We start from the raw sequence: 23,916 nt of genomic DNA on the forward strand, positions 1-23,916 counted from the left end.
TCACTTGGCCAGGACCGGCTCGAGCGCGGAGCACACCGATCGTAGGACGGCGGGGACGTCGGCGTCGGCCTTCCACATCGCGTCGAGTGCGGTCTTGCCCTTCTGGGCGATCTCGGCGGGGTTGGTGTGGTTGGGCAGGGTGACGGCGTCCGGCAGCTGGTCGACCACGGACTCCTGCAGCTGCGCGGCGGTCAGCACCGTGTTGTTGGCGGCGAGCTTGTCGCCGGTGAGCATCGACTGCCGCGGCGGCGGGAAGAACTGCGCCAGCTTCTGCGTGTTCGCGGGGTTCGTCAGATAGGCGAGGAAGTCCAGCGCCTGGGGCTGGTGCTTGCCGGCGGCGAGGACGCCGACGCCCGCCTGGCCGATGACGGACTTCTGACCGGCCGGACCGGCCGGCAGGGGGTGCAGTGCGAACTTGAAGCTGCCATCGAGCAGCGAGGCGCGGGAGACCTGGGCGATGGTGAAGGCGGCGTCACCGGCGAAGAAGTCGGCCGTCGTACCGGGGCGGGGCATGGCGTTCTGCTTGAACGCGGCGTCGTGCAGGAAGGTGAACGCCTGCTGCATCTCGGGGCTGGTGAAGGTGCAGGTCTTGCCGTCGGCGCTCCACGCGCTCGCGCCGAAGCCGGTCCACACCGTGGCGAGCGTGTTCCACGCCTTGTAGTCGAAGTCCCGGATGACGAAGCCGGCCTTCTTAGTGGCCGAATGCACCGCCGCGCCGGCGGTCGCGAGCTTCTCCCAGGTCAGGTTCTTCGGGTCGAGCTTCTGGTCGGCCTTGGCCAGCAGGTCGGTGTTCACGTACAGCGCGTACGGCGAGGTCGAGAACGGGTAGGCGTACAGCGTGCCGTCCCGGCTGAACTCCTTGGTCGCGCTGTCCACAAGGTCGTCGTACTGCCAGCCGTCGGTGGCCTTCAGCTTGTCGGTCAGCCCGACGAGCGCGTCGGAGGCGATCAGGTCCCTCGACAGGTCGCCCATCCAGGCCAGGTCGGGGGCGTTGCCGCCGGCGATCTGGGTGGTGAGGGTGGTGTTGTACTCCTCGAAGGGCAGGCTCTCGAAGGTGATCGAGGAGACCTCGGGGTGCTGGGCGCGGTAACCGTCAGCTATCGAGTCGAGGAGCTTCAGCTGGTCCTCGTTCGAGGTCCAGACGGCCATCCGCAGCTTTACGTCGGTGGCTTGCGCATCCCCGCTCCCGCTGCCGGACGCGCCGCAGGCGGCGGTCAGCGTGAGCGCCGTTGTCAGCGTGAGGGCGCCGAGCAGCTTGCGTGCTCTGTTCATGGTGTGGTCCTTCGTGGTCTCGGCGCGCGCGGCGCCTTGCGTGGATGTGGGCGTGGCCGGCTGACCCCGTGGCAGGGCGGCCAGGGGCTGGGTGGCCCGAAATGTCAGGCTTAGGGTCCTTCTTGAGAGTTCTAGTAGCCGGCGATGTGCGGCCAGTGGAGTTCGATGCCGGCGGTGGTCAGCCGGTCCTGGAGCCGGTCGACGAGCCGCTCGTCGGCCGCGACCTGCTGCGGGCTCAGGCCGCCCTCGAGGCAGTACGCGACGAGTTCGCCGGCCGATTCGCCGATGTTCCACTCGACCGGGTGCAGTCGGTAGGCGCCGTTGGTGATGTGGGTGGTGCCGATGTTCTTGGCGGCGGGAACGAGGTTCTTCGTGGCCACCGGGACGAGTGCGCCGAGCGGGATCTCGAACGGCGCGCATTCGACGTCGATGTAGTTGTCGCCGCCGGTGGAGGGGTGCAGGTCGATGCGGTACATCCCCACGCCGACCGAGCCGTCGAACTCGGCCGGTCCCGCGTAGCCGCGGGCTTTGATGGAGATGTCCTGCTCGCGCACCGTGGTGAGTGCCTTGATACGTCGTGATTCGCGGATGTACGGGGCCTGCGCGAACCCGTCGGCGGTGCCGACCAGATCGCCGCGCAGCCGCAGTCCGGGCCAGCCGCGGCCGCCGTCCGGGCGGGGCGCCTCGGTCTGCAGCCAGTACACGTAGGCGCGGGACTGCGCCTTGGCGGCGTTGAGATGTGTCTGGCGGTCCTCGGTGTCGATGATCGAGCCGTTGACATAGTCGAGCTGCGGCCAGTTGGCCAGCACGATGTCACTGTCGTAGAAGCCGTCGGTGAAGTTCTGCCGGGCGGCGATCCGCCGGAACTGCCACAGGTCCCGGTCGCCGGCGTCGAAGCGCGGGTCCCCGGTGGCCTCGCCGGCGGGGTTGACGCTCATCGTCCGTTCCTCGGGCGCGAGGGTGCGCGGGTTCGGCGCGGTGAAGGACAGCATCGGCGCGCCCCAGAAGGGCAGTTCGAAGGAGCGCCAGTAGTCGTAGTCGGCGGGGCGGGCGATGGTGTGGTCGCCGGCGACGTGGTCGAAGACGAAGCACCACGCGATCGACTGCACGTTGGACGGATCGGCGGCCTCGGGGGCGCTCGGCTCGCCGGTGTCGGTTCGCGATTCGGCTCCCACCACGTAGTCGGTTCCGGTCAGGGGCAGCAGGTCTCCGGTCTCGGTGCCGTCCAGGACGTACTCGGCCGAGATCACGGTCTCCGCCCCAGTCCGCGGGTCCGCGACGGTGACCGTGCGGACCACCCCGTCGCTCACCTCCGCCGCGACGGGCACCGCCGGCTGCAGGACGGTGAGCCGCCCGCTGGAGCGGTACGGCGCGAGCAGGGCGGTGATCACCGCCTCGGCCACCCTCGGTTCGTGGCAGAGCCTGCTCACCCGGCCGCGGCCGGGGTTGAGTTCCCGGTCGGCGCGGGCGGCGGCGGTCAGCGGGTAGTGCGTGCGGTAGTAGCGGCGGATGTCCTCCCGCAGCGCCCGATAGCGGGCGGTGACGCCGAACTGCTCCACCCATATGTGCTCGTCGGGCGGGACGGCCTGGGAGGTGAGCTGGCCGCCGAGCCAGGCGTACTCCTCCGTCATCACGACGCGGCGGCCGCGCTCTAGCAGCGCCAGCGCCGCGGCTACGGAGCCGAGTCCACCGCCGATGACCGCCACCTCGGTGGCTATTCGGTCGGTCATGACGGCTGGTCCGTTCGCTTGTCCGTTTCCTGGTCCGTCCGCTCGCCCGTCCGCGTGACGATGGTGTCCCCCGGCTCGACCTCGGCGACCAGCAGTCGCCGGATCTCCAGAGTGGCCCACTCCTGCGGGTCCGTGTCGATCAGGAGCTGGAGCAGATCGAGCGCCTCGGCCGCCAGTTGCTGCCTGGGGACGTGGAAGCCGGCTAGTGCCCGGCCCGCCACGTGATGGCCGCGCACCTCGCCGAGTGCCGCTACGGAGATCTCGTCCGGTACGGCCACTCCAGCGCCGAGCAGTTCGTGCACCACGTCCTCGGCGAGGAACGCGTCCTCCGCGATGATCAAGGTGGCCTCGGTCGCCCGCGCCAGCCGGGGCAGTTCGGCGATCATCTCCTCGCCGACCAGCATGAAGGCCAGCGTGCCCGCGGCCGAGGCGGCCTCGACGGCGCCGCGCCGGTCACGCGCGGTCGGCGTGTCGCGGCCGCGGTGGACGTACAGCGCCTGCCGGTGCCCGCCGCCAGCAGCCTGGTCGATCAGCCCGGTGGTCGGGGTGACGTAGTCGATGGCCACGTACGGCACGGCGGCCGCGGTCTCGTCCCGGCGTCCGATCGCGACGAACGGGAACTGCTCGGCGACCAGCCGTTCCAGCTCGGACGCGACCATCTGCTGGCCCAGCAGGACGCAGCCGTCGGTCAGCCGCAGCCGGGTCTTGCGGTGGAAGAGGCTGCGTGTGCCGTTCTCGACCGGCGAGGAGGTGAAGAAGTGCAGGTCCCAGCCGATGCGTTCGGCGGCCCGCTCGATCCCGTTCAGCAGCGGACCGTAGAAGTCCATGCTCTCGGGGGACAGCGCCGGTTCGTAGGTGAAGACGCCGATGATCTGGTTGTCCAGTCCGGCAAGCCGGCGGGCCGCGGGGTCGGCGACGTAGGTGAGCTGCTCGATGGCCGCCTTCACCCGAGCCCGGGTGGCCTCGGGGACCCGCACGTTCGAGCCGTCGCGGTCGTTGAGCACCACCGACACCGTGGTCTGACTGACGCCCGCCAACTCGGCGATCTCGCGTTGGGTGACTCGGCGAGGTCTCGGCGACATCCGCTCCTCCATCTGATAATGCCTATCTTCAACTTCTGGCGCAGACCGTACGACACGGAGAAGTATCTGCGCAACCACCCGTTGACACCGGGGTAGCAGCCTGGAAACGTTCCGTTCGCTGATCTGAAGATGCGCATTATCAGATGGGCGCCACCCAGGCGCCGGACAGGAGCGGACGTTGACCCCCGAGAACTTCTCCCGGCCCACCCTCAACCGCCGCGGCTTCCTCGGCGCCGCCCTCGCCGCCGGGGTCGTCCTGGTCGCCGACCCGGCCCCGGTCGAAGCGCAGGCCGCCGCCGGCGACGTCACCCTCGCCTCCGGGGGCATCAGCCTGCTGGCCAGCCTGGGCGGCAGGCTCGCGATCCGCGACGCGGCCGGCGTCACCCGGTCGGCCGGGTCGAAGTTCCAGGTCAAGGACAGTGTCACCGGCATCCACCTGTCGACCGGCGGTACCCCGTCCCTGAGCACGCTCTCGGACGGGACGCCCGCGATCCGGATGGAATACACGTTCGACGCAGCCGCCGGCCCGACCGCGGTCACCGGCTGGTTCAGCGTCGACACCTCCCACGCCCGCCTGGAGTGGCGAGTGACCGGAGCGGACACGCTGCTGCCGGACGGCTTCCTGTTCAGCCGCGCGATCCAGGCACCGACGGCGCCCGACGACTACATCGCGATCACCGAGTGGATCCGCGACGCGGGCGGCGGCATCCCGTACGAGGACACCCTCGGCGTGGCGCACACCTCGACCTGGGGCGCCGGCCTGCACGGCCTGTTCCTGCTCGACCGCTCCCGCCAGGCCTGGACGAACGCGACCTGGGTGCACGCGCCGGGCGTCGCCGACCCGGCCGGCGGCTGGACCAGCAGCGCAGACTTCTTCTTCTCCGAGACCCGCCCCTCAGCCACCGCCACCATCGGCCGCGGCCGCGAGCTGGGCCTCGAACTCACCACCGACCGCGACTTCAACCTGTACGAGACACCGGGTGAGCCGATGCAGCTCACCGCCCTGGTGGCCAACGGCGGCGCCGCCCGCTCGGTCGATCTGGAGCTGTGGGTGCGCGGCTTCGACGGCGCGCCGCTGGCCGAGACGACCGCGACCGGCAGCGTGGCCGCCGCCGGCACATGGCAGCACACCTTCACCCTGACCGCGCCCGCCGCCGGGATCGCGCTGGCCGAGGTGGTGGTGCGATCGGGTGACGACGAGGCGTTCGCCCGGACGAACCTCGCCGTGCTGCCGCCGTACGACTACCAGGCCGGCGCGGACAGCATGTTCGGCATCGCCAACTACCCGTGGCTGCAGCGACCCAGCGCCGACGCGTTGCTCGACCTGTGGCAGCGCGTCGGCATCAGCCTGGTCCGTATCGCGTACGACGGCGGCCCCGGACTGCCGCCCGCCGCCTTCGACGCCCGGGACATACGGCACAACATCGAGCTGCAGCCGTCGCTGGAGGCGACCGACACCGAGGCGGCCGCCTGGGCCGCGGACAAACTCGCGGTGGCGGCCGGTGCAGGGGCCGGCTACTTCGAGGTCGGCAACGAACTGAACAGGCCGTTCAACACCGGCACCGCCGCGCAGGCGTACCTGGACAAGGCGCTGCGACCGGTCTTCGACCAGCGTTCCGTGACCGGCGATGCGGTCAAGCTGATGAACAACGGGCTGGCCGGCATGGACAGACCGTGGGTGGAGAACTTCATCGCAGCGGGCGGCTGGGATCTGATCGACGCCTTCGCCTACCACCCGGGCCGCGGCAACTTCACCCCCGACTACATCCCGCCGGGCGACGACTGGACGACCGACGGCGACGGCACGTACTGGAACTTCTACGGCGGCCTGCGGCAGCTGAAGGCCCTGATGGCCGAACACGGCGAGAAGGAGATCTGGCTGACCGAGGCCTACGCGCCGACCAAGCCCAACAGCTGGTGGCACGACACCTACCGGCACGCGGCGGAGAACGTGCTCCTCACCTTCGCCCTGGCCAAGGCTGAGGGGATCCGGTGCGTGTGCTGGTACCAGTTCCACGACAGCGTGCTCGGTATGCCGCAGGTCGCCGACCCCGGCAACGTCGAGTACCACTACGGCCTGATGAACCGCGACCTCAGCCCGAAGCCGTCCCTGCTGGCGTACGCGACGGCGGCCCGTACCTTCGACCAGGCCGTCTACCAGGGCCGCCTCACCTTCCCCGACCCGCTCGCGAACGGCCTGTGGTTCGCGACGCCCGGCGGCCCCGCGGTGGTGCTGTGGCACCGGGCCGACGGCTACCTCCTCAACACCACCGGTACCCGCAACGACTGGCACTTCCCGGCGCCGGAGGTCTGGATCGACCCCTGGCCGACGAAGACCCCCCTCACCGTCGAGGCCGGCGCCGCGGTGCAGGAGGTGGACGCCGTCGGCCAGGTCCGGGGGCTGCCGGTCAGCAACGGGAAGGTGACCCTGACGCTCGACGGCGCGCCACGCGTCTACTACGGGCTGCTGCCCCAGCAGGGAAGCGGCGGCCGCCACACCCTGGCGGGTGTCCGCCCGGGAAGAGGCCAGGGGCGGTGAATGCGGGGGCGGTCGGAATCCGTCGGGCCTGGCGGTAGCCCGCACCGGCAGCAGCGCGGCAACCTGCGAGGACTACGCGGAACGCGTCTTCGCCGCCCGGCACCAGCCCCTGGGAGAGGACATATGACCACGCAGACAGGAGGTTCGGCACCACGGCGCACCATGTGGCCGCTGTACGCGGCGGGGTTCACCACCGCCTTCGGCGCGCACGGCATCGCCGCGAACCTCGGCGGCTTCTCCGAGGACGCGGTCACCTCGCTGCTGGTGCTCGGCGGGCTGCTCGCCCTGTACGACGGCGCCGAGGTGCTCCTGAAGCCGCTGTTCGGCACGCTGGCCGACCGGATCGGGGCACGCCCCGTGATGATCGGCGGGCTGGTCGGCTTCGCGCTCGCCTCGGCCGCGTACGTCGCCGCGGACAGTCCCGGCTGGCTGTGGGCGGCCCGGCTCGGGCAGGGCGCGGCGGCCTCCGCGTTCTCGCCCGCCGCCTCCTCCCTGGTGGCGCGACTCAACCCGGCGGCCAAGCACGGGCGGGCGTTCGGCTCGTACGGCTTCTACAAGTCGATCGGCTACACCCTGGGCCCGCTGCTCGGCGGCGTGCTGGTCTGGGCGGGCGGTCTGCGGCTGCTGTTCGCGGTGATGGCCGTGCTCGGCGCGGCCGTCGCGCTCTGGGTGCTGACCGCGGTGCCGCACGTCCCCCCGCTTCCACGCGCCCGGCAGACGGTCCTGGACCTGGCCCGCCGCCTGGCCGACCCGGCGTTCCTGGCACCGACCGCGGCGCTTGCCGCCGCCACCGCCGCGCTCTCGGTCGGGGTCGGCTTCCTGCCGGTGTCCGGCGCCGCGGCGGGTCTTGGCACCGTCGCCACCGGGGCCGCGGTCTCCGTGCTGGCGCTGTGTGCGGCGGCGATCCAGCCCTGGACGGGCAAGGCGCTGGACGCCGGGCGCTTCACGACACGTACCGGACTGGCGGCCGGGCTCGCCCTCACCACTACCGGGCTGCTGGCCGCGATGCTGCCCGGACTGACGGGCGTGCTGCTCGGCGCCGCGCTCATCGGCACCGGAACCGGCCTGATCACCCCGCTCGGCTTCGCCGCGCTCGCAGCCGCGACACCCCCGGAACGGCTCGGCCAGACCATGGGATCAGCCGAACTCGGTCGCGAACTGGGCGATGCCGGCGGCCCGCTGGTGGTCGGTGCCATCGCCACGACCGCCACCCTCACCTACGGCTACGCCGCCCTGGCCCTCCTCCTGGCAACCGGCACACTGCTCGCCCTGGCCCGCCACCGCACACCCGCCAAGGCGCGTGACCGGGCCTGAGCGTGCGGGCGCGCCCGCCCCAGATTCGGTCATACAACCGGGCGTCCCCGCCGGTGGCGCGCTCTGGAGGTTCGCCGCTGTCCCCGTCTCGGGCAGTGCGGCCTGGCGCCGATGGTCCGCGGCCTCTCACTCTCCCCCATCAGCGGCATGGAGCTGGAAGTCGACGACGACGCAACCAACCTGTCCGTCATCCGTGCGGCCGATCCAGACGGGGTAGGACCCGTCGCCCTGGCCGGCGCGGAAGGCGATGAGGTTCGGCTCGCGTTCCGTGCTGGGCAGTTCGACGGTGAACTGGCTGTCGAGGGGTATGAACAGGTCCTCGTCCAGCCGGTCTTCGGACACCGTCCGAGTCGCATCCATGAAAGCCGCTGTGCCGGTATCCACGCCAACCCCGTAGAACTGGCCCTCTCCGAGCAGCCCCAGGTCCTCGTCGGGCCGGAGGGCCATTTCCCACTCACGGGGCGGGCTGTCCAGGAACGTCACCCGGGCCGCGGCCACACCGGCCCCGCGTGTCGTGCGCAGAAGCGACAGCGTGACCGGGAACTCGCCCCGTGGCACAGCGACGGTCCGCGAGGTCTCTCCGATCCAGCCGGGGTCCGCGATCGCGAGCCGCCCCGACGTGATCCGCAGCAGGCCGGCGTCAACGGGCTCGACGACGGCCGGCCCATCCGTGGTGTCGCACGCACCCGGACTGAACAGCTGCTCGATTCCGGTGGCGCGCAGCGGTCCCGAACCCTCGTCCACCGACACGTCGGCCAGGACTACGGTCGTGGCGGGCTCGTGGCCCTGCTGGGCGAGGAACGGCGCGAACACCTGCCAGTCGCCGAACTCCGGGACGGGGCAGAGGAAGCCTTCGACGGGCGCCGCGAACCGCCGTACGGGGACACCCGACGGACCGGATGATCGAGCATGCAGTGGCTCCGTCGCCGCTCCCCTCGGCCCGGCGAACTCGGACCTCACCTCGACCTGCCCGTCGGCCGAGACGGTCGTGGTCTCCTGGACCTCCCACTTCCCGGATGCGTACTCCTGCGCGTCGGAAAACTGCCATCGGGTGTTCCGGTGGGCCAACAACATCCCCGTGCCGTGCGGCGTGAGGTCGATCATCTGCATGCGCCACGATCTGTCGTCGAACAGATACACGCGCCACATCCGGCGCGGCCAGTACTCGAGCACTGCCAGCGGTCGCTCCCGCGCGGACAGCAGAGCCGCGTAATCCGTCCCTGCGGCATGTCTGCGTGCCGCGACCGCGCGCGACATCGGGTCCGGATGGGTCAATCCCTGATAAGAACCCCACATCTCGCCGTACGACACATCAAGACTCTCGAAGATCACAGCCGCACATCTCCCACCGTGGCACCAGCCGCATCGCCCTGCCCATCCAGGCCCCTGCGGCTGCGCGACCGCCCAGCTACTTCCCGCGCCCGTTCAGGAAGCGCAGACGCCCCTCCCCCAGGTCCACCAGGGGGTCGGGGTAGTCGTAGCGTGCGCGCTCCAGGCCCGGGAGGCGCCAGGGCTGGTGAATTGCGGCGCCTGGGATGTCGGCGAGTTCCGGGACCCAGCGGCGTACGTACTCGCCGTCGGGGTCGTGGCGTTGGGCCTGGGTGAGGGGGTTGAGTACCCGGTTGGGGCGGGTGTCGGTGCCGGTGCCTGCCACCCACTGCCAGTTGAGCTGGTTGTTCGCGATGTCGCCGTCCACCAGCAGGTCCAGGAAGTGCGCCGCCCCGAGCCGCCAGTCGGCGTACAGCGTCTTGGTGAGGAAGCTCGCCGCCAGCAGGCGTCCCCGGTTGTGCATCCAACCCTCGTGGGCGAGCTGGCGCATCGCCGCGTCCACGATCGGATAGCCGGTGCGGCCCTCGCGCCATGCCTGGACCTCCTCGGGGGTGGCCTGCCAGCGATCCCCGCGCGGCTGGTAGTCGTCGTGCGCGGCCTGTGGTCGGGCGGCGAGCACCTGGTGGTGGAAGTCCCGCCACGCCAGCTGGCGTACGAACGCCTGCGCGCCGGCGCTGCCGTCCTGGCTTGCTCGGTGCACTGCCTCCACCGGCGAGAGTGCTCCGAAGTGGAGATAGGGCGACAGGCGGGAGGTGGCGTCGCCGGCCAGATCGTCGTGCGTGTCCTCGTACGCGGTGATGCCGCGCTGGAGCCAGCCGGACAGTCGTCGGCGCGCCTGTTCCTCGCCGCCCCTGGCCAGACCTGGGGAGACGCCCGTCACTAGGGTGCGGTCCGGGAGCGCCTCGGAACGGACGACGGTCGGCACCCGCACCGACCGGGGCGGGCGGAGCACCGCGCGCAGGGGGCTGTCGCACCAGCGGCGGTAGTAGGGGGTGAACACGGCGAAGTGGTCGCTTCCCTGTGGGGTGATCGCGCCCGGGGCGATCACTGTGATCACCTCGTCGTGCTCGATGAGGGTGCGCTGCTCGGCGCCCAGCGCGTCGCGCAGCCGCCGCGCGCGGCGTCGGGCGAAGCCGGTGACACCGCTGCTCATGTGCACCACGGAGGCGTCGGTCGCGGCGGCCACGTCGAGCACCTCCCGCACCACGTCACCGCTGCGCACGATCAACCGCCCGCCCCGTTCCCGTAGCGCGGCGTCCAAGGCGGCGAGGCAGTCGGCGAGGAACGCCATCCGGTTGGGCGCGGCGAATCCGGCGGCGTCCACCTCGGGGTCGCGGACGAACAGCGGCACCACCTCGTCCGTGCCACGGACAGCCGCGCAGAGCATCGGGTTGTCGAAGACGCGCAGGTCGGCGGTGAACAGGGCGATGGAGACAGTCATGCGCGCTTCCCATTCGGCGGTTCCGGTCGATGTACGGGCGGCACCGCCGCCCCGTACACCGAGGTGAACGACCACATGGGCACTACTGGTACCGAGGGACACAGCGATTCCACACCGTCGGGCGACCGCTTCACCTGGTGACACGCGCCACGCGGTTCCCGTAGGATCCCGTCGGCCCCGCGAGCAGGTCACGAAACGTACCGGCGAACCGCAAGGGAATGAATCCTGATGTCAGCGCTTCCGACGATCATCGTCATCCTCTTCCTCGTCGCGCTGGGGGCGTGGATCGTCTCCGCCTTCGTGGGCGGATCCTCGCGGCGCAACGGGGGCGGACCGGGCCAGCGTTGATCCGTTCTGCGAACGGTTGGCTACCCGTGCCCTGGTCGTGAGGACCGGACTCCCGAGCGGATATTCGGTGTGCTGCCGCGCCATGAGGACGCAAGATGGTGCGCATGACTCTGCCCACCCCCGTACTGGACACCGCTCGGCTGCGCCTGCGCCCCTTCGCCGACACCGATGCCGACCGCCTCTTCGCGCTGCACAGCAGCTCCCATGTGATGCGCTACTGGGACTCCCCACCGTGGACCGACCGGGGTCGCGCCGATCTGTTCATCGCGCGGTGCCGGAAGATGGAGGACGAAGGCAGCGGGGCGCGGGTGGTGATCGAGCGTGCTTCTGACGGCGCCTTCGTCGGCTGGTGCGGTCTGGTGGCATGGAACCCGGACTACCGCAGCGCGTCGTTGGGTTACGTCCTCGACGATGCGATGTGGGGCCACGGCTACGCGACGGAAGCCGCGCACGCCGTGCTGCGGTGGGCATTCGACACCCTCGACCTGAACCGGGTCCAGGCCGAGACCGACACACGCAACCTCGCATCCGCCCGGGTGCTGGAGAAGGTCGGATTCCTGCGGGAAGGGACGCTGCGGGAGGACTGCGTCGTGAACGGCGAGGTGTCCGACTCGTGGGTGTTCGGGTTGATCAGGCGGGAGTGGCAGCCCTCGGCCCTGGCGGCCCCCGCCCGCTGACAGGGCGTCACACTCCCTTCACGGCCGGTCGATCAGTTCGCCGGCGTATAGGGTCGCGGCGAGGAGTTCGGGGTCGCCGGTGCGGTCGTAGGACTCGACGGCCGTGTCGGTGAACTTCAGTACGTGCTCATCGCCGTGCCCGGCCGCCCGCTGCAGCGCGTCCTCGCGGGTCAGCCCGGGATGGCGGCGGACGAGCTCCGCGCACGGGGCCGGGCGGGCCGGGGCGTACGTCGCGACCAGGGCCCCCGCGGCTGTCCAGGCCGCCGTCAGGCTGGGCAGCCACTGCTCCGTCGGGAGGACGGGCAGGACATGGCGTACGGCGTTGGGCGCCGTGGCCGCGTGCACCAGCAGGACCGGCGAGCCGTGCCCGAGCAGGAGGTATGCCTTGGCGGCGCTGTCGACGAGAGCTGCCAGCCTCTCCGGCACCTCCTCGGCCGTGGTGGCCGGTTCCAGGGCGCGCAGGCTCGCGGTCCAGCCGGGGGTGCGCTCCAGCCGGTCGAGCCGGTGGGCGATGAACCCGCTCTGGTCCGCGAGGCGGGTGATGGCCGGCAGCGCCTGCCGCGGGGCGAGGCTGCCGTCCGGCGCGGCCACCCCGGCGATTTCGCGATAGCGCGCCGCCCAGAACGCCAGCCCGTGAGCCAGCTCGTCGAGGGTATGATCCGGCGGCCGGCCGGAGGCGGCGCGCAGTGCGCGCACCGCATGGCCGACCCGGATCACGCCGTGGGTCGAGCCGGCCACGATGCCCGGGAGCAGCCGCGGCCACCACTCGGCGAGTACGTCGTGCCAGGGGCGCCCGGTCAGCTCGTACTGGAAGTACGCCGTCCAGTCCGGCAGCCGTCGCGCGCGGCCCAGCGCCCCGCGCCACTCGCCGGGCCGGATGGCCGCGCCCGTGCCGGGCAGCTCCGCCAGGCGGCGGACGTAGCGGTCGAGCCAGCGTTCGACGTCGATGTCAAGTCCCCGCCGGATCATGACCTCCACGGCCATCGGGCCGTGGTTGGTCAGCCCGTGGTTGCCCTCCTCGTCGCCGCCGAACTCGGGCCCGTACGCGTGGAGTCGTTCGTACGCCTCGGGCAGGACCTCTGCCATCGCATCGCCGGTGGTCATGTCTCGGGCGCCTTTCAGCGGACGACGTCGAGGACGAGCTTGGTGACGCCGTTGGCGTACGTCGCGGACTCGACCGCCCGCAGATTCTGCTTGGCCTTGTCGGTGTCGCTGAACATGCGCTTGCCCGCTCCGAGCAGCACCGGGAAGACCAGCAGGTGGTAGCGGTCGATCAGACCGGCGTCGGACAGGTTCCGGGCGAGGGTGGCGCTGCCGTGGATGACGATCGGGCCGCCGTCGGTCTCCTTCAGCGCCGCGACGTCGTCGAGCGTGCGCAGGATCGTGGTCTCGCCCCAGTCCTCGGCGAGGGCGTCCTGCGTGAGGGAGGAGGAGACGACGTACTTGGGCATCGCCTTGTAGCCGGCGAACTCGGCCATGCCCGGCCAGACGGGGCTGAGGTCCTGGTAGCTGACCCGGCCGAGCATCATGGCCGTCGCCTCCTGCTGCTCGCGGCCCTTGATCTCGTAGACCTCCTCGATGAGTTCGATGTCCTGGAACGTCCAGCCGGCACTGCGGTGGGGCTCGCGGGGGCCTCCGCCCGGCGAGTCGACGACGCCGTCGAGCGAGACGAAGGCGGTGTGGATCAGCGTGCGCATGTGGTGTCCTCTCCAGGGTTGTTCGGGTGCCCCCAGTCTTCGATGGCGGCGCTCGCCCGGCCACGATTAGGCTGGGGACTAATCGGAGGGTCCTGTGATCCACCTGCATGTCACGGCGGCGGACCTGACGCGCGTGCGCTTCGCGGCCTCGCCGTTGATGGAGACCGTCACCAGCCTGCGTACGCTGGCCGCCGGCCGGCAGGGGCGGCACCTGCACCGGCCCTGGATCGACAGGTTCGCCGGGCGGGCGGGCCGGCTGCGCCCGTACGACCGGGAGTTACTCGCGGCGCTGGTGCGTCCGCAGGGCTATATCCCCGACTTCCTCGTGCCGCCGCCGGGCCGCCGGTCCTCGACCTTCGCGGACGCGCTCGGGCAGGTCGCCGCGGCCGATCCGGAGGTCGTGGCACGGGAGTTGGCGCATCTGGCGGCCCATCCGGTCGCCCAGCAGGGGCCGGGCCGCGACGCGCGCCGCGCCGTGCTGCAGGCGCTGGTGGACCGGCCGGACGCGGGCATCGGCCCGGTCACCGAGGCGCTCGCCGCGTACCACCGGGCCGCGATCGCCCCGGAGTGGGCGCGGATCGACGCGCTGCTCCACGACGACATCGCCCACCGGCTCGACGCCCTGGCCGACGGGGGCGTCGAGGCGATGATGCGCAACCTGCACCCGTCGGTGACGTTCGCCGGTCAGACCCTGCGGATCGTCAAGTACTACGAGGGTCACGCCGACTGCGGCGGGCGCGGTCTGCTCCTCGTCCCGTGCGCCTTCGCCTGGCCGGACGTCGTGGTGCGGACGGCGCATCCGGAGTCCCCCAGCGTGTCCTACTCCCCGCGCGGCCTCGGCCGGCTCTGGGAGGAGCACCCCGAGGACACCGGCCCGGCGCTCGCCGGTGTCCTCGGGCAGACCCGGGCCGCCCTGCTCGCGCTGCTCGACCTGCCGATGTCGACCAGCCAGGCCGCCACCCAGATGGCGTTCTCCGCACCGACGCTCAGCGTGCATCTGCAGGCCCTGCGCGCCGCGGGACTGCTCACCTCGCGGCGCAAGGGGCGGCACGTGCTCTATGCGCGCACCGAACTCGGGGAACGACTGCTCGCCGAATCCGGCGGACCGTCCGCCCGCTGAACCTTCCGGCGCCCGGCGTGATGGTGGAGCCGGACCGCGATCGGGGCGGCGGTAAGGACCGAGGAGTACGTGCCGACCGCGAGCCCGACGAGCAGAGCGACGGCGAAGTCCGTGAGGGAGGATCCGCCGAGCACGGCGAGGGCGGTCAGGATGAACGCCGCTCCCATACCGGTGTTCACCGTGCGCGGCAGGGTCTGCAGGATCGCCTGGTCGGTGAGGTCTGCGAACGGCTTCCCCGGGGTCTTGCGGACGAGCTCCCTGACGCGGTCGAAGAGGACCACGGAGTCGTTGACCGAATAGCCGATCACCGTGAGCACGGCCGCCAGGAACACGCCGTCGACGGGCTTGCCCAGCCAGGCGAAGACCCCCACGAGGATCACCAGGTCGTGGGCCAGGGCCAGCACCGCGGCCACGCCGTACGTCCAGCGGAAGCGGGCCGCCAGATAGAGGAGTTGGGCGGTGAGCGCGATCCCGAGCGCGATCAGGGCACCGCGGCGCATCTCCTGGCCGAGGCTGGGCCCGATCAGCTCGTCGCGGAGCTTCTCCGGCTGCTGGGTGACGGTTTGTACGGTGTCGGTGACCTCGGCCGCCTCGGCGTTGGTCAGCGGGTCGGTGCGCACCGTCAGGCCCGTGTCGCCGGAGGACTGCACGACGGCGCGCGGGAACCCGGCGTCGGCGAGCGCGGTGCGGACCTGGTCGGTGTCGACGGGGGCGGTGGTGGCGTACTGCATGAGACGGCCGCCGGTGAACTCCACACCGAGGTCGACGCCGCGCACCGCGATGCCCGTGGCGGCCAGGGCGAGCACAGCGGCCGAGGCGGCCAGCCAGCGCCGCGGATGGCGCATCAGCCGGGGGTTGCGGCGGGTGAGGCGGTCGCGTACGACGCCGGTCGACGCGATGCCGGTGAGCCGGGGGCGGCGGCGCACCAGCGAGCGGTTCGCGGCGTACTCGGCGAGCACCCGGGTCACCACCAGTGCGCTGAACACGGAGGCGAGCACGCCGATGGCGAGCGTGACGCCGAAGCCCCGTACCGGCCCGGTGGCAAGGAAGAACAGCACCGCGGCCGCGATGAGCGTGGTGATGTTGGAGTCGGCGATCGCGGTGAAGGCCTGGCGGAACCCGGCTGCCAGGGCGGAGCGGGGCGTGGGCCGCAGACGGGCCGCGTACTCCTCGCGGGCGCGTTCGAAGACCAGCACGTTGGCGTCGACGGCCATGCCGATCGCCAGGACGAAGCCGGCCAGCCCCGGCAGGGTCAAGGTGGCGCCCAGCGCGGCCAGGGCGGCGTACGAGACCAGGCAGTAGCAGGCCAGGGCGAGCGTGGCCAGCGCTCCCATCAGCCGGTAGACGAAGACGATGAACAGCCCGGTCAAGGCGGTGCCGATGGCCGCCGCCCAGGAGCTCGCGGCGATGGCCTGCGCGCCGAGGGTCGGGCCGACGGTCCGCTGTTCCACCGTCTCGACGGGTACGGGCAGGGCACCGCCGTTGATGAGCAGGGACAGCTCGCGGGCCCCCGCCGCGCCGAAGGAGCCGGTGATGCGGGTGGCGCCGTCCTGGATGCCGGTCCCGCAGGTGATGGACGGGTCCACCTGCGGGGAGGAGATGACCTTGTCGTCCAGGACGATGGCGAGCCGCCGCGCCGGATCGCCGACCGGCCGGCAGGCGGCCTCGCCGGTGAGCCGGGCCCAGCTGTCGCGCCCGGCGCCCTCGAAGCCGACGGTGACGTGCCAGCCGGCGCCGCTTTGCTGGTCGAGGCCCGCGTTCGCCTCCTTGACGTGCTCCCCGGTCAGGGCCGGGGCCGCCAGGCGCAGGGGCGTGCCGGACTCGTCGGGCAGGACGCGCCCGCCCGACTCCCCCGTCGTGCCGAGCACCGGGTGGATGGTGAGTTGTGCGGTACGGCCGAGGACGTCGGCGGCCCGTTTCGGGTCTTGTACGCCGGGCAGTTCGACGATGATCCGGCTCTCTCCGGAGCGTACGAGGGTGGGTTCCGCGACGCCGAGCGCGTCGATGCGGCCGCGCAGCACCTCCAGGGTGCGGTCGGCGGCGTCGCGGTCCGCGGAGGTGGTACGGGTCTGGAGCACGATCTGGGTTCCGCCGCGCAGATCGAGCCCGAGGCGCACGGGCACGGTCAGGGCGATGTACAGGGATACGGCGATGACGGCGAGGGCGAGCAGCGCCCTCACGCGCAGGGACGTCTTCAACAGGGGCCTCCGGCAGGCGCACCACAGCGCGCGACGGCCGGGACGGGCCGCCGCGGAGCTGGGCGTGATGGGTGAGGTGGGTTCAGGAGCCGGAGGAGGCAGGGGGTGAGCGTCCGCGGTCACTGCGGGCGGGGGGCCCGGCGGGGATGCGTGACCGGGTTCGCCCCGGATGTGCCGCGGGGGTGGGCCGGGCAGTGGCGTACTCGGGGCCGGTGGCGCCTTGGTCGCAGGGGGCGGGGCGTTCGCCGTGGGGCTGCTGCCGCGGTGTCGCCCGGGCGATGCCGTCTACGTCGACACCGTCGCCCGCGTGAGGGTGGGCGCCGGCGGCTGATGTCATGGTGCTGGGCGTGGCCGTGGCTGGCTGGACGACGCCGGCGAGCACGACCAGGAGGACCGCCGCCAGCACCGCGAGAAGTGGGCGCGGGCGGCCGAAGGGTGCGGCGCGCGCGAGGTGGGTCACCGGTCAGGGTTCGATCAGACCGGCGCGGATGGCGTAGCGGGTCAGGTCCAGGCGGTCGTGCAGGCCGAGCTTCTGCAGCAGGTTGGCGCGGTGGCGCTGGACCGTCTTGACGCTGATGAAGAGCAGTCCGGCGATCTCCTTCGACGAGTGGCCCTCGGCGACCAGCTTGAGGACCTCCTCCTCGCGCGGGGTGAGGATCCGCTCGGGGGCCTCCTCTCCCTGGCGTACCCGGTCGAGGTAGTTGCGGATCAGGGCGGTGACGGCGCCCGCGTACAGGAAGGGCTCGTTGCGTACGGCGGCCCGGCAGGCGGCGACCAGATCGCGGTCGGCGACGGACTTCAGTACGTAGCCGCAGGCTCCGGCCTTCAGCGCCTGGAAGAAGTACTGCTCGTTGTCGTGCATGGTGAGCATCAGGATCCGCGGGGCCCGGTTCAGTGCGGCCAGTTCGCGGGCGGCCTGCAGGCCGGTCAGCCGCGGCATGCTGATGTCCAGGACGGCGAGGTCGACCTGATGGGCTCGGGCCAGTTCGACGGCCTCGGCGCCGTTGCCGGCCTCGGCGACGACTTCGAGGTCGGGTTCCTGGTCGAGGATGAGCCGGACGCCGCGGCGGACCAGCGCGTGGTCGTCGGCGAGAAGGATGCGGGTGGTGCCCGTCCCCGTCGGAGTCGTGTCTGTCATGGCGGGGCTACTTCGCGAAGGCCGGTGCGGTGAGCCGCACCCGGGTGCCGGCGGGGGGTGCGGGGAGGATGTCGAGGTCGGCGCCGATGAGCAGGGCCCGCTCCCGCATGCCGCGGATGCCGGCGCCCTCACAGGGAACACCGATACCCGAGCCGTCGTCGGTCACCGCCAGCACCACCCGGTCCCCGGTGTGGGCCAGCGCGACGGTGACCCGTTCGGCGCCCGAGTGGCGGGCGGCGTTGGTCAGGGACTCCTGGGCGACGCGGTAGAGGACCAGCTCCGTCTCCGGGTCCAGGGCGGGCAGTCCGGCGTCGAACCGGCAGGTCACCGGAAGCCCGGTGTGGGTGGCGAAGTCCCGGGTGAGCGAGGTCAGGGCACTGACCAGCCCGAGGTCATCCAGCACCCCGGGCCGCAACCGGCGTACCAGCCGGCGCACCTCGTCCAGGCTGCCCCGGGTGATCTCCCGGACCTCGTGCAGCTCCTCGCGCAGCGGGGCCGGCGCGGCGTCCGCGGCGCGCTTGAGTCCGAGCAGTACGGCGGTCATGCTCTGGCCGACCTCGTCGTGCAGTTCCTGTGCGACGCGCCGCCGTTCGTCCTCCTGTGCCAGCAGGACGCGGGCGCTGCTGGTGGCCCGCTCCTGCTCCAGCCGCTCGAGCATGGCGTTGAACGTGACGATCAGCTCGGCGATCCCGCCGCCCCCCGAGGCGGGCAGGCGCGCGCCCGGGCGCAGCAGGTCGACCGTGGTCATCAGCCGGGTGAGGCGCTGAAGCGGGGCGAGCCCCAGCCGCAGCAGCGCGGCGTTGGCGACCAGCATGACGGCGAGTCCGGACACCAGGACGACCGCCTCGGTGAGCACCACCGGCACGGAGACGGTCACCGGCGCCCACAGCAGCAGTGCGGTGGCCGCGGCCAGCACCACCGCGTTGCAGGCGAAGATTCGCCAGAACAACGACACCCGCTCCATGCTCCCTCTTCTTCTTCCTTCTTCCGCGGCCGGGGTCTCGGTCAGAGCCGCGGCCTCGGTCTCTTTCTCGGTACGCCTCCACTGTCGGCCACCGTGGACGCGAGGGGGGCGCCGGGGTGCCCCAGTGAGCCTCTCCCCCGCCTCAGGCGTCTGTCGATGGGCTGCGGACCCCATTTCCCCGGCACGCGCAGCCGACGGCCGTGCCGTATGGGTGCCCCGCCCCCGTCCATATGGGCTCCGCGCCCGATGGGACGGCGCCGCCGGCTCGGCCAGGGTGGACTGCGCACGACCACGTTCGTCGAGGAAGGGATTGGTCATGTCGGCCGATGTCACCGGGGCCCCGCACCTGCACGAGGCCCGTCAGCGTCTGGAACACGCCCGCAGCTCACGGCTGGCGCAACTCCATGCCCTCGATGAGACCGCGCGGACGACGAACGACCCCCTGCTGTCCGAGCAGCGGAACGCGATGCGGGAGACGCTCAAGGAGATCGAGGAAGCCTTCGCCCGTCTCGACGCCGGCACCTACGGCAGATGCGTCGGCTGCGCGGCCCCCGTCCCGGCGGAACGGCTGGAGATCCTGCCGTACACCCGCCACTGCGTCGCCTGCCGGAGCCGTAAAGCCTGAGCGGCCCCCCCGGCGATGTCGGGGGTTCGGCGTCAGAGGTCGCACCAATATCGATCGCATTCTCACCGTCGGGGCGCTGGTCATCCCGGACTTGAGGCCTCACGATCGTGCTTGGCGTGTACCTGCCCCGCCCCCGCCCGCGATCGACCGGAGGACCTCGATGACCGCTGCCCCGTCCCGCCGCACCGTGCTGACGGCCGCCCTCGTCGCGACCGCCGGCACGGCGATCGCGACCGCTCTCGGGCAGCCGTCGGCGACGGCCGCCACCGCGCCGGTCGACTACCACGCCTGGTGCACCGCCGCCGACTGGGGCGGCGGCACCGCGAACGGGACGGCGGTCGCCGACGGCGGCCGCCCCGGCATCGTCATCGGCACTCCGGCGGGCACCGTCTCGTATCGCGATCCGCACACCAAGAAGTCCGCGAGCTGGGAGTACGCCACCTGGACGGGACCGACCCACGGCCTGGGCACGCCGGCCACCGAGGCGGTCGCGTCGTGGAACGCGGACACGCCGGCCGGCACCTGGATCCAGATCGAGCTCAAGGGAACGTACTCCGACGGCACCGCCACGCCGTGGTACGTGATGGGCCGCTGGGCGTCGGGCGACGCCGACATCAAGCGGACCTCGGTGGGCAGTCAGTCCGACAAGAAGTCCTCGATCCTCACCGACACCTTCGCGATCCTCAGCCCGGCGACCGGCCTGCGGCTGGTCTCCTACCAGCTGCGCATGACGCTGTACCGCAAGCCCGGCACGTCGGCGACGCCGAAGGTGTGGCGGGTGGGCGCGATGGCCTCGGACATACCCGACCGCTTCACCGTGCCGGCCTCCACGCCCGGCGCGGCGGCCGGCACGGAGCTGGCGGTGCCGCGCTACTCGCAGGAGATCCACGCGGGGCAGTACCCGGAGTACGACGGCGGCGGCGAGGCGTGGTGCAGCCCCACCTCCTCGCAGATGATCATCGAGTACTGGGGCCGCACGCCCACCGCCGCCGACCTGGCGTGGGTCAATCCGTCGTACGCCGACCCGCAGGTCGACCACGCGGCCCGGTACGTCTACGACTACCAGTACGACGGCTGCGGCAACTGGCCCTTCAACGCCGCCTACGCCGCCACCTATCCCGCGATGCACGGCGTCGTCACCCGGCTCGGCTCGCTGACCGACGCCGAGACCCTCATCGCCGCGGGAATCCCCGTCATCACCTCCCAGTCCTTCCTCTCCTCGGAGCTCGACGGGGCGGGCTACGGCACCTCCGGGCACCTCATGACCGTCATCGGCTTCACCCCCGACGGCGATGTCGTCGCCAACGACCCGGCCAGCCCGAGCGACGCGGCGGTCCGGCGCGTCTACGACCGGGCGCAGTTCGAGACCATCTGGCTGCGCACGAAGCGCAGGCTGGCCAACGGCAGCACCGCCTCCGGCTCGGGCGGCATCGTGTACCTGTACTGGCCGTCGGAGGCCACCGCGGCGCAGCTGGCGGCCCTCGCCGCGGTGGGGGTGGCCTGACTCGGTCCACGGACGCCGCCCCGGCCGGTGAGCCTGTCACCAGGGCACTGTTCCACCGTCGTCGAAGAATCCGCCGGTCGGGCCGTCGTCGGGCAGGGTCGCGAGGTGGATCGCGATCGCCGCGCCCTGCTGGGGAGTGCGGACGCCCTGGAAGCCGTTGAGGTCGGTGGCGGTGTAGCCGGGACAGCCGGAGTTGATCAGGATGTCGGTGTCGCTCAGTTCCTTGGCGTATTGGACGGTGACGGCGTTGAGGAAGGTCTTGGACGCCAAGTACGCAGCGGGAACCTGGCCCATGTCGACGCCGGGCGTGGTCTGCAGGCCGAGCGAGCCGACGCTGCTGGACATGTTCACGATCCGCGGCGATGCGGAGCCGCGCAGCAGGGGCAGCATCGCGTTGGTGACGCGGATGACCCCGATCACGTTGGTTTCCACGACGGCTCGTACGGTGTCGGGATCGACCGTGGTGGGCGTCTGCGGCATACCGCCGGTGATCGCGGCGTTGTTGACCAGGACGTCGAGCCCTCCGGCACGGTCGGCGATCAGCTCGGCCGCGGCGGCCACACTCGCGTCGTCCGCCACGTCGAGCGGAACGCCGAACGCGTCGGTCCCGGCCGCGCGCAGCTTCTCCACCGCGGTGTCGCGGCGCTGTTGGTCCCGCGCGCCCACGCCGATTCGCCAGCCGCGGGCGCCCAGGCCCGCCGCGATCTCGTAGCCGATTCCTTTGTTCGCACCGGTCACCAGCGCGATCGTCTGTGCACTCATGTCCTCAAGCCTGGGGCGGACTCGGGTGGGACGTCCAAGACCGACTGGGTGGGCGGCGATACCGCACGGGTATCGGTCGAGGTGAGCGCCGGATACGATGACGCGGTGGAGACGCGGGAGTTGCGCTACTTCGTCGCCGTCGCGGAGGAGTTGCACTTCGGGCGGGCGGCGCAGCGGCTCGCCATGGCGCAACCACCACTGTCGCGGGCGATCCAGCAGCTCGAGCGGCGGCTCGGAGTGGTTCTGCTGCACCGCACCGCTCGCGCAGTCACCCTGACCGAGGCCGGGTCGGTGCTGCTGCGGGAGGCCCGGGCCGCGCTCGACGCGGTCGAAGCCGCCGAGCGCCGCACCCGCCGCGCGGCTGCCGAACGACCCGGTGTGGTGCTGGCCACGAAAGCCGGAGCGTCCGGCGAGCTGTTGTCGAAGCTGCTGGACGCCTACGCCGCCGAGCCCGGCGCGGTCGCCGTCGAGGTGATGTTGTGCGGGCCCGGCGAGCAGGAGGGGCTGCTGCGCGCCGGGCGTGCCGACGTCGCGCTGCTCCAGCGGCCCTTCGACACGACGGCCGGACTCGACACCGAGGACCTGCACACCGAACAGCAGGTCGTGGTCCTGCCCGCGGGGCACCCGTTGGCCAACCGACCCCACCTGTCGATGGCCGAGGTCACCACTCTGACGGACCTGCCCCTGCCACGCTGGCCCCGCCGGGACGGGAGCTGTCCGGACGGGCCGGGCCCGCAGGTGCGCGACCACACCCAGCTGTTCCAGCTGATCGCGCTCGGACGGGCCTGCGCGCTCGTGCCCGCGTCCCTCGGAGCCCACCTGCGCGACGATCACGCGACGGTGCCGGTGCCGGACGCACCGCCTGTCACGACCGTCATCGCCTGGCCACCACACAGCAGATCCAAAGCGGTCGCCGACCTCGTCCGCACTGCGACACGCCTCTAGGTCATCGGGCCTCGCATAGAGTGCTGTCGCGAGGGTGTCCACGTCGTTCGTCACGAAACGATCTTGGACACTCTCGTTCTCGTTGTCCGCAGGCACCCCTTGGACCACACCACCAGGAGGAATCGGTGTCATCCCCGCAACTGCTCACCCCCGAGGAGAAGCTCGCCGACGCGAAGAGGCTGCTGAGCCTCCCGCGTATCGTCGTGATCTGCGGCTCCACCCGCTTCATGACCGAGATGAACGAGGCCGATCTGCGGGAGACCAAAGCCGGCAGGATTGTCGTCAAACCGGGCTGTGACCTGAAGTCGCCGCACGCACTCTGGTCCGATCCTGTCGAGGCCGAGGCGCTGAAGGTTCGACTCGACGATCTGCACCGGGCGAAGATCCGGCTCGCGGATGAGGTGCTCGTGGTCGGCGACTACATCGGAGACAGCACCCGAGCCGAAATCGTCTACGCCCGGTCGCTGGGCAAGCCCGTGCGATTCACGCACCCCGAAGTCGATCCTGACGTCTGACCGCCCGCTGCCACTCGCGACCCGGTGCGCCGCAACACCTCAGCCCATGGCAGGATCGTGCCGCATGATCGATGAGTTCGCGAAGGACAACCTGCACCGGCGACTGAGGCGGGATCGCGAGGCGCTGCTCTGGAAGCTCGACGGCTTGTCCGAGTACGACGCCCGCCGACCTTTGACAGCGACCGGAACCAACCTCCTCGGCCTGGTCAAACACGTGGCCACCGTGGAGGCCAGGTACTTCGGCGAGGTCTTCGACCGCCCCTCCCCGGAACCGCTGTGCCAGTGGCAGGACTCCGACGGCAGCGACCAGTGGGCGAACGAGGACGAGACCCGCGATCAGATCATCGGGTTCTACCGGCGCACGTGGGAACACTCGGACGCGACGATCAACGAGCTCCCCCTCGACGCCCCCGGCCACGTGCCGTGGTGGTCGGAGCCTTCTCCCAACACGAACCTGTTCGCCATCATGGTCCATGTCCTCGGCGAGACCATCCGGCATGCCGGACACGCCGACATCCTGCGCGAGGGCGTCGACGGCCGGACGGGGGTGCGGGCCGAGAACGAGCAGCCGATCGACGAGGAAGCCCGTGCGGCCTACCGCGCGAAGATCGAGCAGGCCGCCAGGTCGGCCGCACCGGTCAAGGTTTAGAGGATCACGTGACTTGATGTTCGTACGGCCCGACGCTGGTCGTGGTGCGTCGGCTGCACCATGCGGT

At 71.6% G+C, this 23,916-nt stretch carries 20 protein-coding genes; 9 read left to right on the plus strand and 11 right to left on the minus strand.

Annotated elements, in window-relative coordinates:
- The 3 genes from AB0M28_RS05680 to AB0M28_RS05690 all read right to left on the minus strand — a co-directional run bounded on the left by AB0M28_RS05680 (nt 1) and on the right by AB0M28_RS05690 (nt 4,084).
- On the minus strand, nt 1–1,272 hold the full coding sequence (locus tag AB0M28_RS05680) for a sugar ABC transporter substrate-binding protein (protein ID WP_365398249.1): 1,272 nt from the start codon (nt 1,270–1,272) through the stop codon (nt 1–3).
- Between the two features lie 131 nt (nt 1,273–1,403).
- Nucleotides 1,404–3,002: an FAD-dependent oxidoreductase gene (locus AB0M28_RS05685; protein ID WP_365398253.1), complete on the minus strand. Its 1,599-nt coding sequence runs from the start codon at nt 3,000–3,002 to the stop codon at nt 1,404–1,406.
- Nucleotides 2,999–4,084 (minus strand): LacI family DNA-binding transcriptional regulator, encoded by a 1,086-nt coding sequence (locus AB0M28_RS05690; RefSeq protein ID WP_365398256.1) that lies wholly within the window; start codon nt 4,082–4,084, stop codon nt 2,999–3,001. The genes AB0M28_RS05685 and AB0M28_RS05690 overlap by 4 nt, the downstream gene beginning before the upstream one ends.
- A 178-nt stretch (nt 4,085–4,262) precedes the next feature.
- Between AB0M28_RS05690 and AB0M28_RS05695 the strand changes: the two genes are divergently transcribed.
- On the plus strand, nt 4,263–6,623 hold the full coding sequence (locus AB0M28_RS05695) for a hypothetical protein (RefSeq protein ID WP_365398259.1): 2,361 nt from the start codon (nt 4,263–4,265) through the stop codon (nt 6,621–6,623).
- Nucleotides 6,624–6,785: 162 nt separating this feature from the next.
- Nucleotides 6,786–7,937 (plus strand): MFS transporter, encoded by a 1,152-nt coding sequence (locus AB0M28_RS05700; RefSeq protein WP_365398505.1) that lies wholly within the window; start codon nt 6,786–6,788, stop codon nt 7,935–7,937.
- Nucleotides 7,938–8,063: 126 nt separating this feature from the next.
- Here AB0M28_RS05700 and AB0M28_RS05705 read toward each other — a convergent pair whose 3' ends face one another.
- Both AB0M28_RS05705 and AB0M28_RS05710 read right to left on the minus strand, forming a co-directional pair.
- On the minus strand, nt 8,064–9,269 hold the full coding sequence (locus AB0M28_RS05705; protein ID WP_365398262.1) for a DUF4241 domain-containing protein: 1,206 nt from the start codon (nt 9,267–9,269) through the stop codon (nt 8,064–8,066).
- Nucleotides 9,270–9,345: 76 nt separating this feature from the next.
- Nucleotides 9,346–10,707 (minus strand): deoxyribodipyrimidine photo-lyase, encoded by a 1,362-nt coding sequence (locus AB0M28_RS05710; RefSeq protein ID WP_365398265.1) that lies wholly within the window; start codon nt 10,705–10,707, stop codon nt 9,346–9,348.
- A 452-nt stretch (nt 10,708–11,159) separates the two neighbouring features.
- Between AB0M28_RS05710 and AB0M28_RS05715 the strand changes: the two genes are divergently transcribed.
- Entirely contained in the window at nt 11,160–11,732 is a 573-nt protein-coding gene (locus tag AB0M28_RS05715; RefSeq protein WP_365398268.1) for a GNAT family protein, read from the plus strand.
- Nucleotides 11,733–11,750: 18 nt separating this feature from the next.
- Here AB0M28_RS05715 and AB0M28_RS05720 read toward each other — a convergent pair whose 3' ends face one another.
- Both AB0M28_RS05720 and AB0M28_RS05725 read right to left on the minus strand, forming a co-directional pair.
- A complete protein-coding gene (locus AB0M28_RS05720) occupies nt 11,751–12,836 on the minus strand; it encodes a questin oxidase family protein (RefSeq protein WP_365398271.1) in 1,086 nt (361 codons plus the stop codon).
- A gap of 14 nt (nt 12,837–12,850) precedes the next feature.
- Nucleotides 12,851–13,429: a dihydrofolate reductase family protein gene (locus tag AB0M28_RS05725; RefSeq protein ID WP_365398274.1), complete on the minus strand. Its 579-nt coding sequence runs from the start codon at nt 13,427–13,429 to the stop codon at nt 12,851–12,853.
- Nucleotides 13,430–13,523: 94 nt separating this feature from the next.
- On the opposite strand from AB0M28_RS05725, the gene AB0M28_RS05730 reads away from it, so the two are divergent.
- The gene (locus AB0M28_RS05730) at nt 13,524–14,549 is read left to right on the plus strand and encodes a DUF5937 family protein (protein WP_365398277.1); all 1,026 of its coding nucleotides are present in this window, start codon (nt 13,524–13,526) and stop codon (nt 14,547–14,549) included.
- Here the strand turns inward: AB0M28_RS05730 and secD are convergent.
- The 3 genes from secD to AB0M28_RS05745 all read right to left on the minus strand — a co-directional run bounded on the left by secD (nt 14,486) and on the right by AB0M28_RS05745 (nt 18,840).
- On the minus strand, nt 14,486–16,747 hold the full coding sequence (secD, locus tag AB0M28_RS05735; RefSeq protein ID WP_365398280.1) for a protein translocase subunit SecD: 2,262 nt from the start codon (nt 16,745–16,747) through the stop codon (nt 14,486–14,488). The two genes, AB0M28_RS05730 and secD, sit on opposite strands and share 64 nt — an antisense overlap.
- 463 nt (nt 16,748–17,210) lie before the next feature.
- Nucleotides 17,211–17,885, minus strand: coding sequence for a response regulator transcription factor (locus AB0M28_RS05740; RefSeq protein ID WP_365398283.1), 675 nt, complete (start codon nt 17,883–17,885; stop codon nt 17,211–17,213).
- 7 nt (nt 17,886–17,892) lie between these two features.
- Nucleotides 17,893–18,840: a HAMP domain-containing sensor histidine kinase gene (locus tag AB0M28_RS05745; RefSeq protein ID WP_365398508.1), complete on the minus strand. Its 948-nt coding sequence runs from the start codon at nt 18,838–18,840 to the stop codon at nt 17,893–17,895.
- 325 nt (nt 18,841–19,165) lie between these two features.
- Here AB0M28_RS05745 and AB0M28_RS05750 point away from each other — a divergent pair, with 325 nt between their 5' ends.
- Both AB0M28_RS05750 and AB0M28_RS05755 read left to right on the plus strand, forming a co-directional pair.
- Entirely contained in the window at nt 19,166–19,474 is a 309-nt protein-coding gene (locus AB0M28_RS05750) for a TraR/DksA C4-type zinc finger protein (RefSeq protein ID WP_365398286.1), read from the plus strand.
- A gap of 160 nt (nt 19,475–19,634) precedes the next feature.
- Nucleotides 19,635–20,978 (plus strand): peptidase C39 family protein, encoded by a 1,344-nt coding sequence (locus AB0M28_RS05755; RefSeq protein WP_365398289.1) that lies wholly within the window; start codon nt 19,635–19,637, stop codon nt 20,976–20,978.
- A gap of 36 nt (nt 20,979–21,014) precedes the next feature.
- On the opposite strand, the gene AB0M28_RS05760 is transcribed toward AB0M28_RS05755, so the two are convergent.
- Nucleotides 21,015–21,740: an SDR family NAD(P)-dependent oxidoreductase gene (locus tag AB0M28_RS05760; protein WP_365398292.1), complete on the minus strand. Its 726-nt coding sequence runs from the start codon at nt 21,738–21,740 to the stop codon at nt 21,015–21,017.
- 105 nt (nt 21,741–21,845) lie between these two features.
- On the opposite strand from AB0M28_RS05760, the gene AB0M28_RS05765 reads away from it, so the two are divergent.
- The 3 genes from AB0M28_RS05765 to AB0M28_RS05775 all read left to right on the plus strand — a co-directional run bounded on the left by AB0M28_RS05765 (nt 21,846) and on the right by AB0M28_RS05775 (nt 23,849).
- On the plus strand, nt 21,846–22,685 hold the full coding sequence (locus tag AB0M28_RS05765; protein ID WP_365398295.1) for a LysR family transcriptional regulator: 840 nt from the start codon (nt 21,846–21,848) through the stop codon (nt 22,683–22,685).
- 125 nt (nt 22,686–22,810) lie between these two features.
- Nucleotides 22,811–23,200 carry a hypothetical protein gene (locus AB0M28_RS05770; protein ID WP_365398298.1) on the plus strand — a complete coding sequence of 130 codons (390 nt, stop codon included), beginning with the start codon at nt 22,811–22,813 and terminating at the stop codon, nt 23,198–23,200.
- A gap of 64 nt (nt 23,201–23,264) precedes the next feature.
- Nucleotides 23,265–23,849 (plus strand): DinB family protein, encoded by a 585-nt coding sequence (locus AB0M28_RS05775; RefSeq protein ID WP_365398301.1) that lies wholly within the window; start codon nt 23,265–23,267, stop codon nt 23,847–23,849.
- Nucleotides 23,850–23,916: the final 67 nt, after the last annotated feature.

Origin of the sequence: Streptomyces sp. NPDC051940, assembly GCF_040680895.1 — a bacterium.
Classification (GTDB): Bacteria; Actinomycetota; Actinomycetes; order Streptomycetales; family Streptomycetaceae; genus Streptomyces.

What these genes read in the sequence shown, in the direction of transcription:
- AB0M28_RS05710 (WP_365398265.1), bottom strand. Translation starts at nt 10,707, where the DNA reads ATGACTGTCTCCATCGCCCTGTTCACCGCCGACCTGCGCGTCTTCGAC.
- AB0M28_RS05750 (WP_365398286.1), top strand. Translation starts at nt 19,166, where the DNA reads ATGTCGGCCGATGTCACCGGGGCCCCGCACCTGCACGAGGCCCGTCAG.
- AB0M28_RS05680 (WP_365398249.1), bottom strand. Translation starts at nt 1,272, where the DNA reads ATGAACAGAGCACGCAAGCTGCTCGGCGCCCTCACGCTGACAACGGCG.
- AB0M28_RS05760 (WP_365398292.1), bottom strand. Translation starts at nt 21,740, where the DNA reads ATGAGTGCACAGACGATCGCGCTGGTGACCGGTGCGAACAAAGGAATC.
- AB0M28_RS05690 (WP_365398256.1), bottom strand. Translation starts at nt 4,084, where the DNA reads ATGTCGCCGAGACCTCGCCGAGTCACCCAACGCGAGATCGCCGAGTTG.
- AB0M28_RS05755 (WP_365398289.1), top strand. Translation starts at nt 19,635, where the DNA reads ATGACCGCTGCCCCGTCCCGCCGCACCGTGCTGACGGCCGCCCTCGTC.
- AB0M28_RS05720 (WP_365398271.1), bottom strand. Translation starts at nt 12,836, where the DNA reads ATGACCACCGGCGATGCGATGGCAGAGGTCCTGCCCGAGGCGTACGAA.
- AB0M28_RS05740 (WP_365398283.1), bottom strand. Translation starts at nt 17,885, where the DNA reads ATGACAGACACGACTCCGACGGGGACGGGCACCACCCGCATCCTTCTC.
- AB0M28_RS05685 (WP_365398253.1), bottom strand. Translation starts at nt 3,002, where the DNA reads ATGACCGACCGAATAGCCACCGAGGTGGCGGTCATCGGCGGTGGACTC.
- AB0M28_RS05725 (WP_365398274.1), bottom strand. Translation starts at nt 13,429, where the DNA reads ATGCGCACGCTGATCCACACCGCCTTCGTCTCGCTCGACGGCGTCGTC.
- AB0M28_RS05775 (WP_365398301.1), top strand. Translation starts at nt 23,265, where the DNA reads ATGATCGATGAGTTCGCGAAGGACAACCTGCACCGGCGACTGAGGCGG.
- AB0M28_RS05700 (WP_365398505.1), top strand. Translation starts at nt 6,786, where the DNA reads ATGTGGCCGCTGTACGCGGCGGGGTTCACCACCGCCTTCGGCGCGCAC.
- AB0M28_RS05715 (WP_365398268.1), top strand. Translation starts at nt 11,160, where the DNA reads ATGACTCTGCCCACCCCCGTACTGGACACCGCTCGGCTGCGCCTGCGC.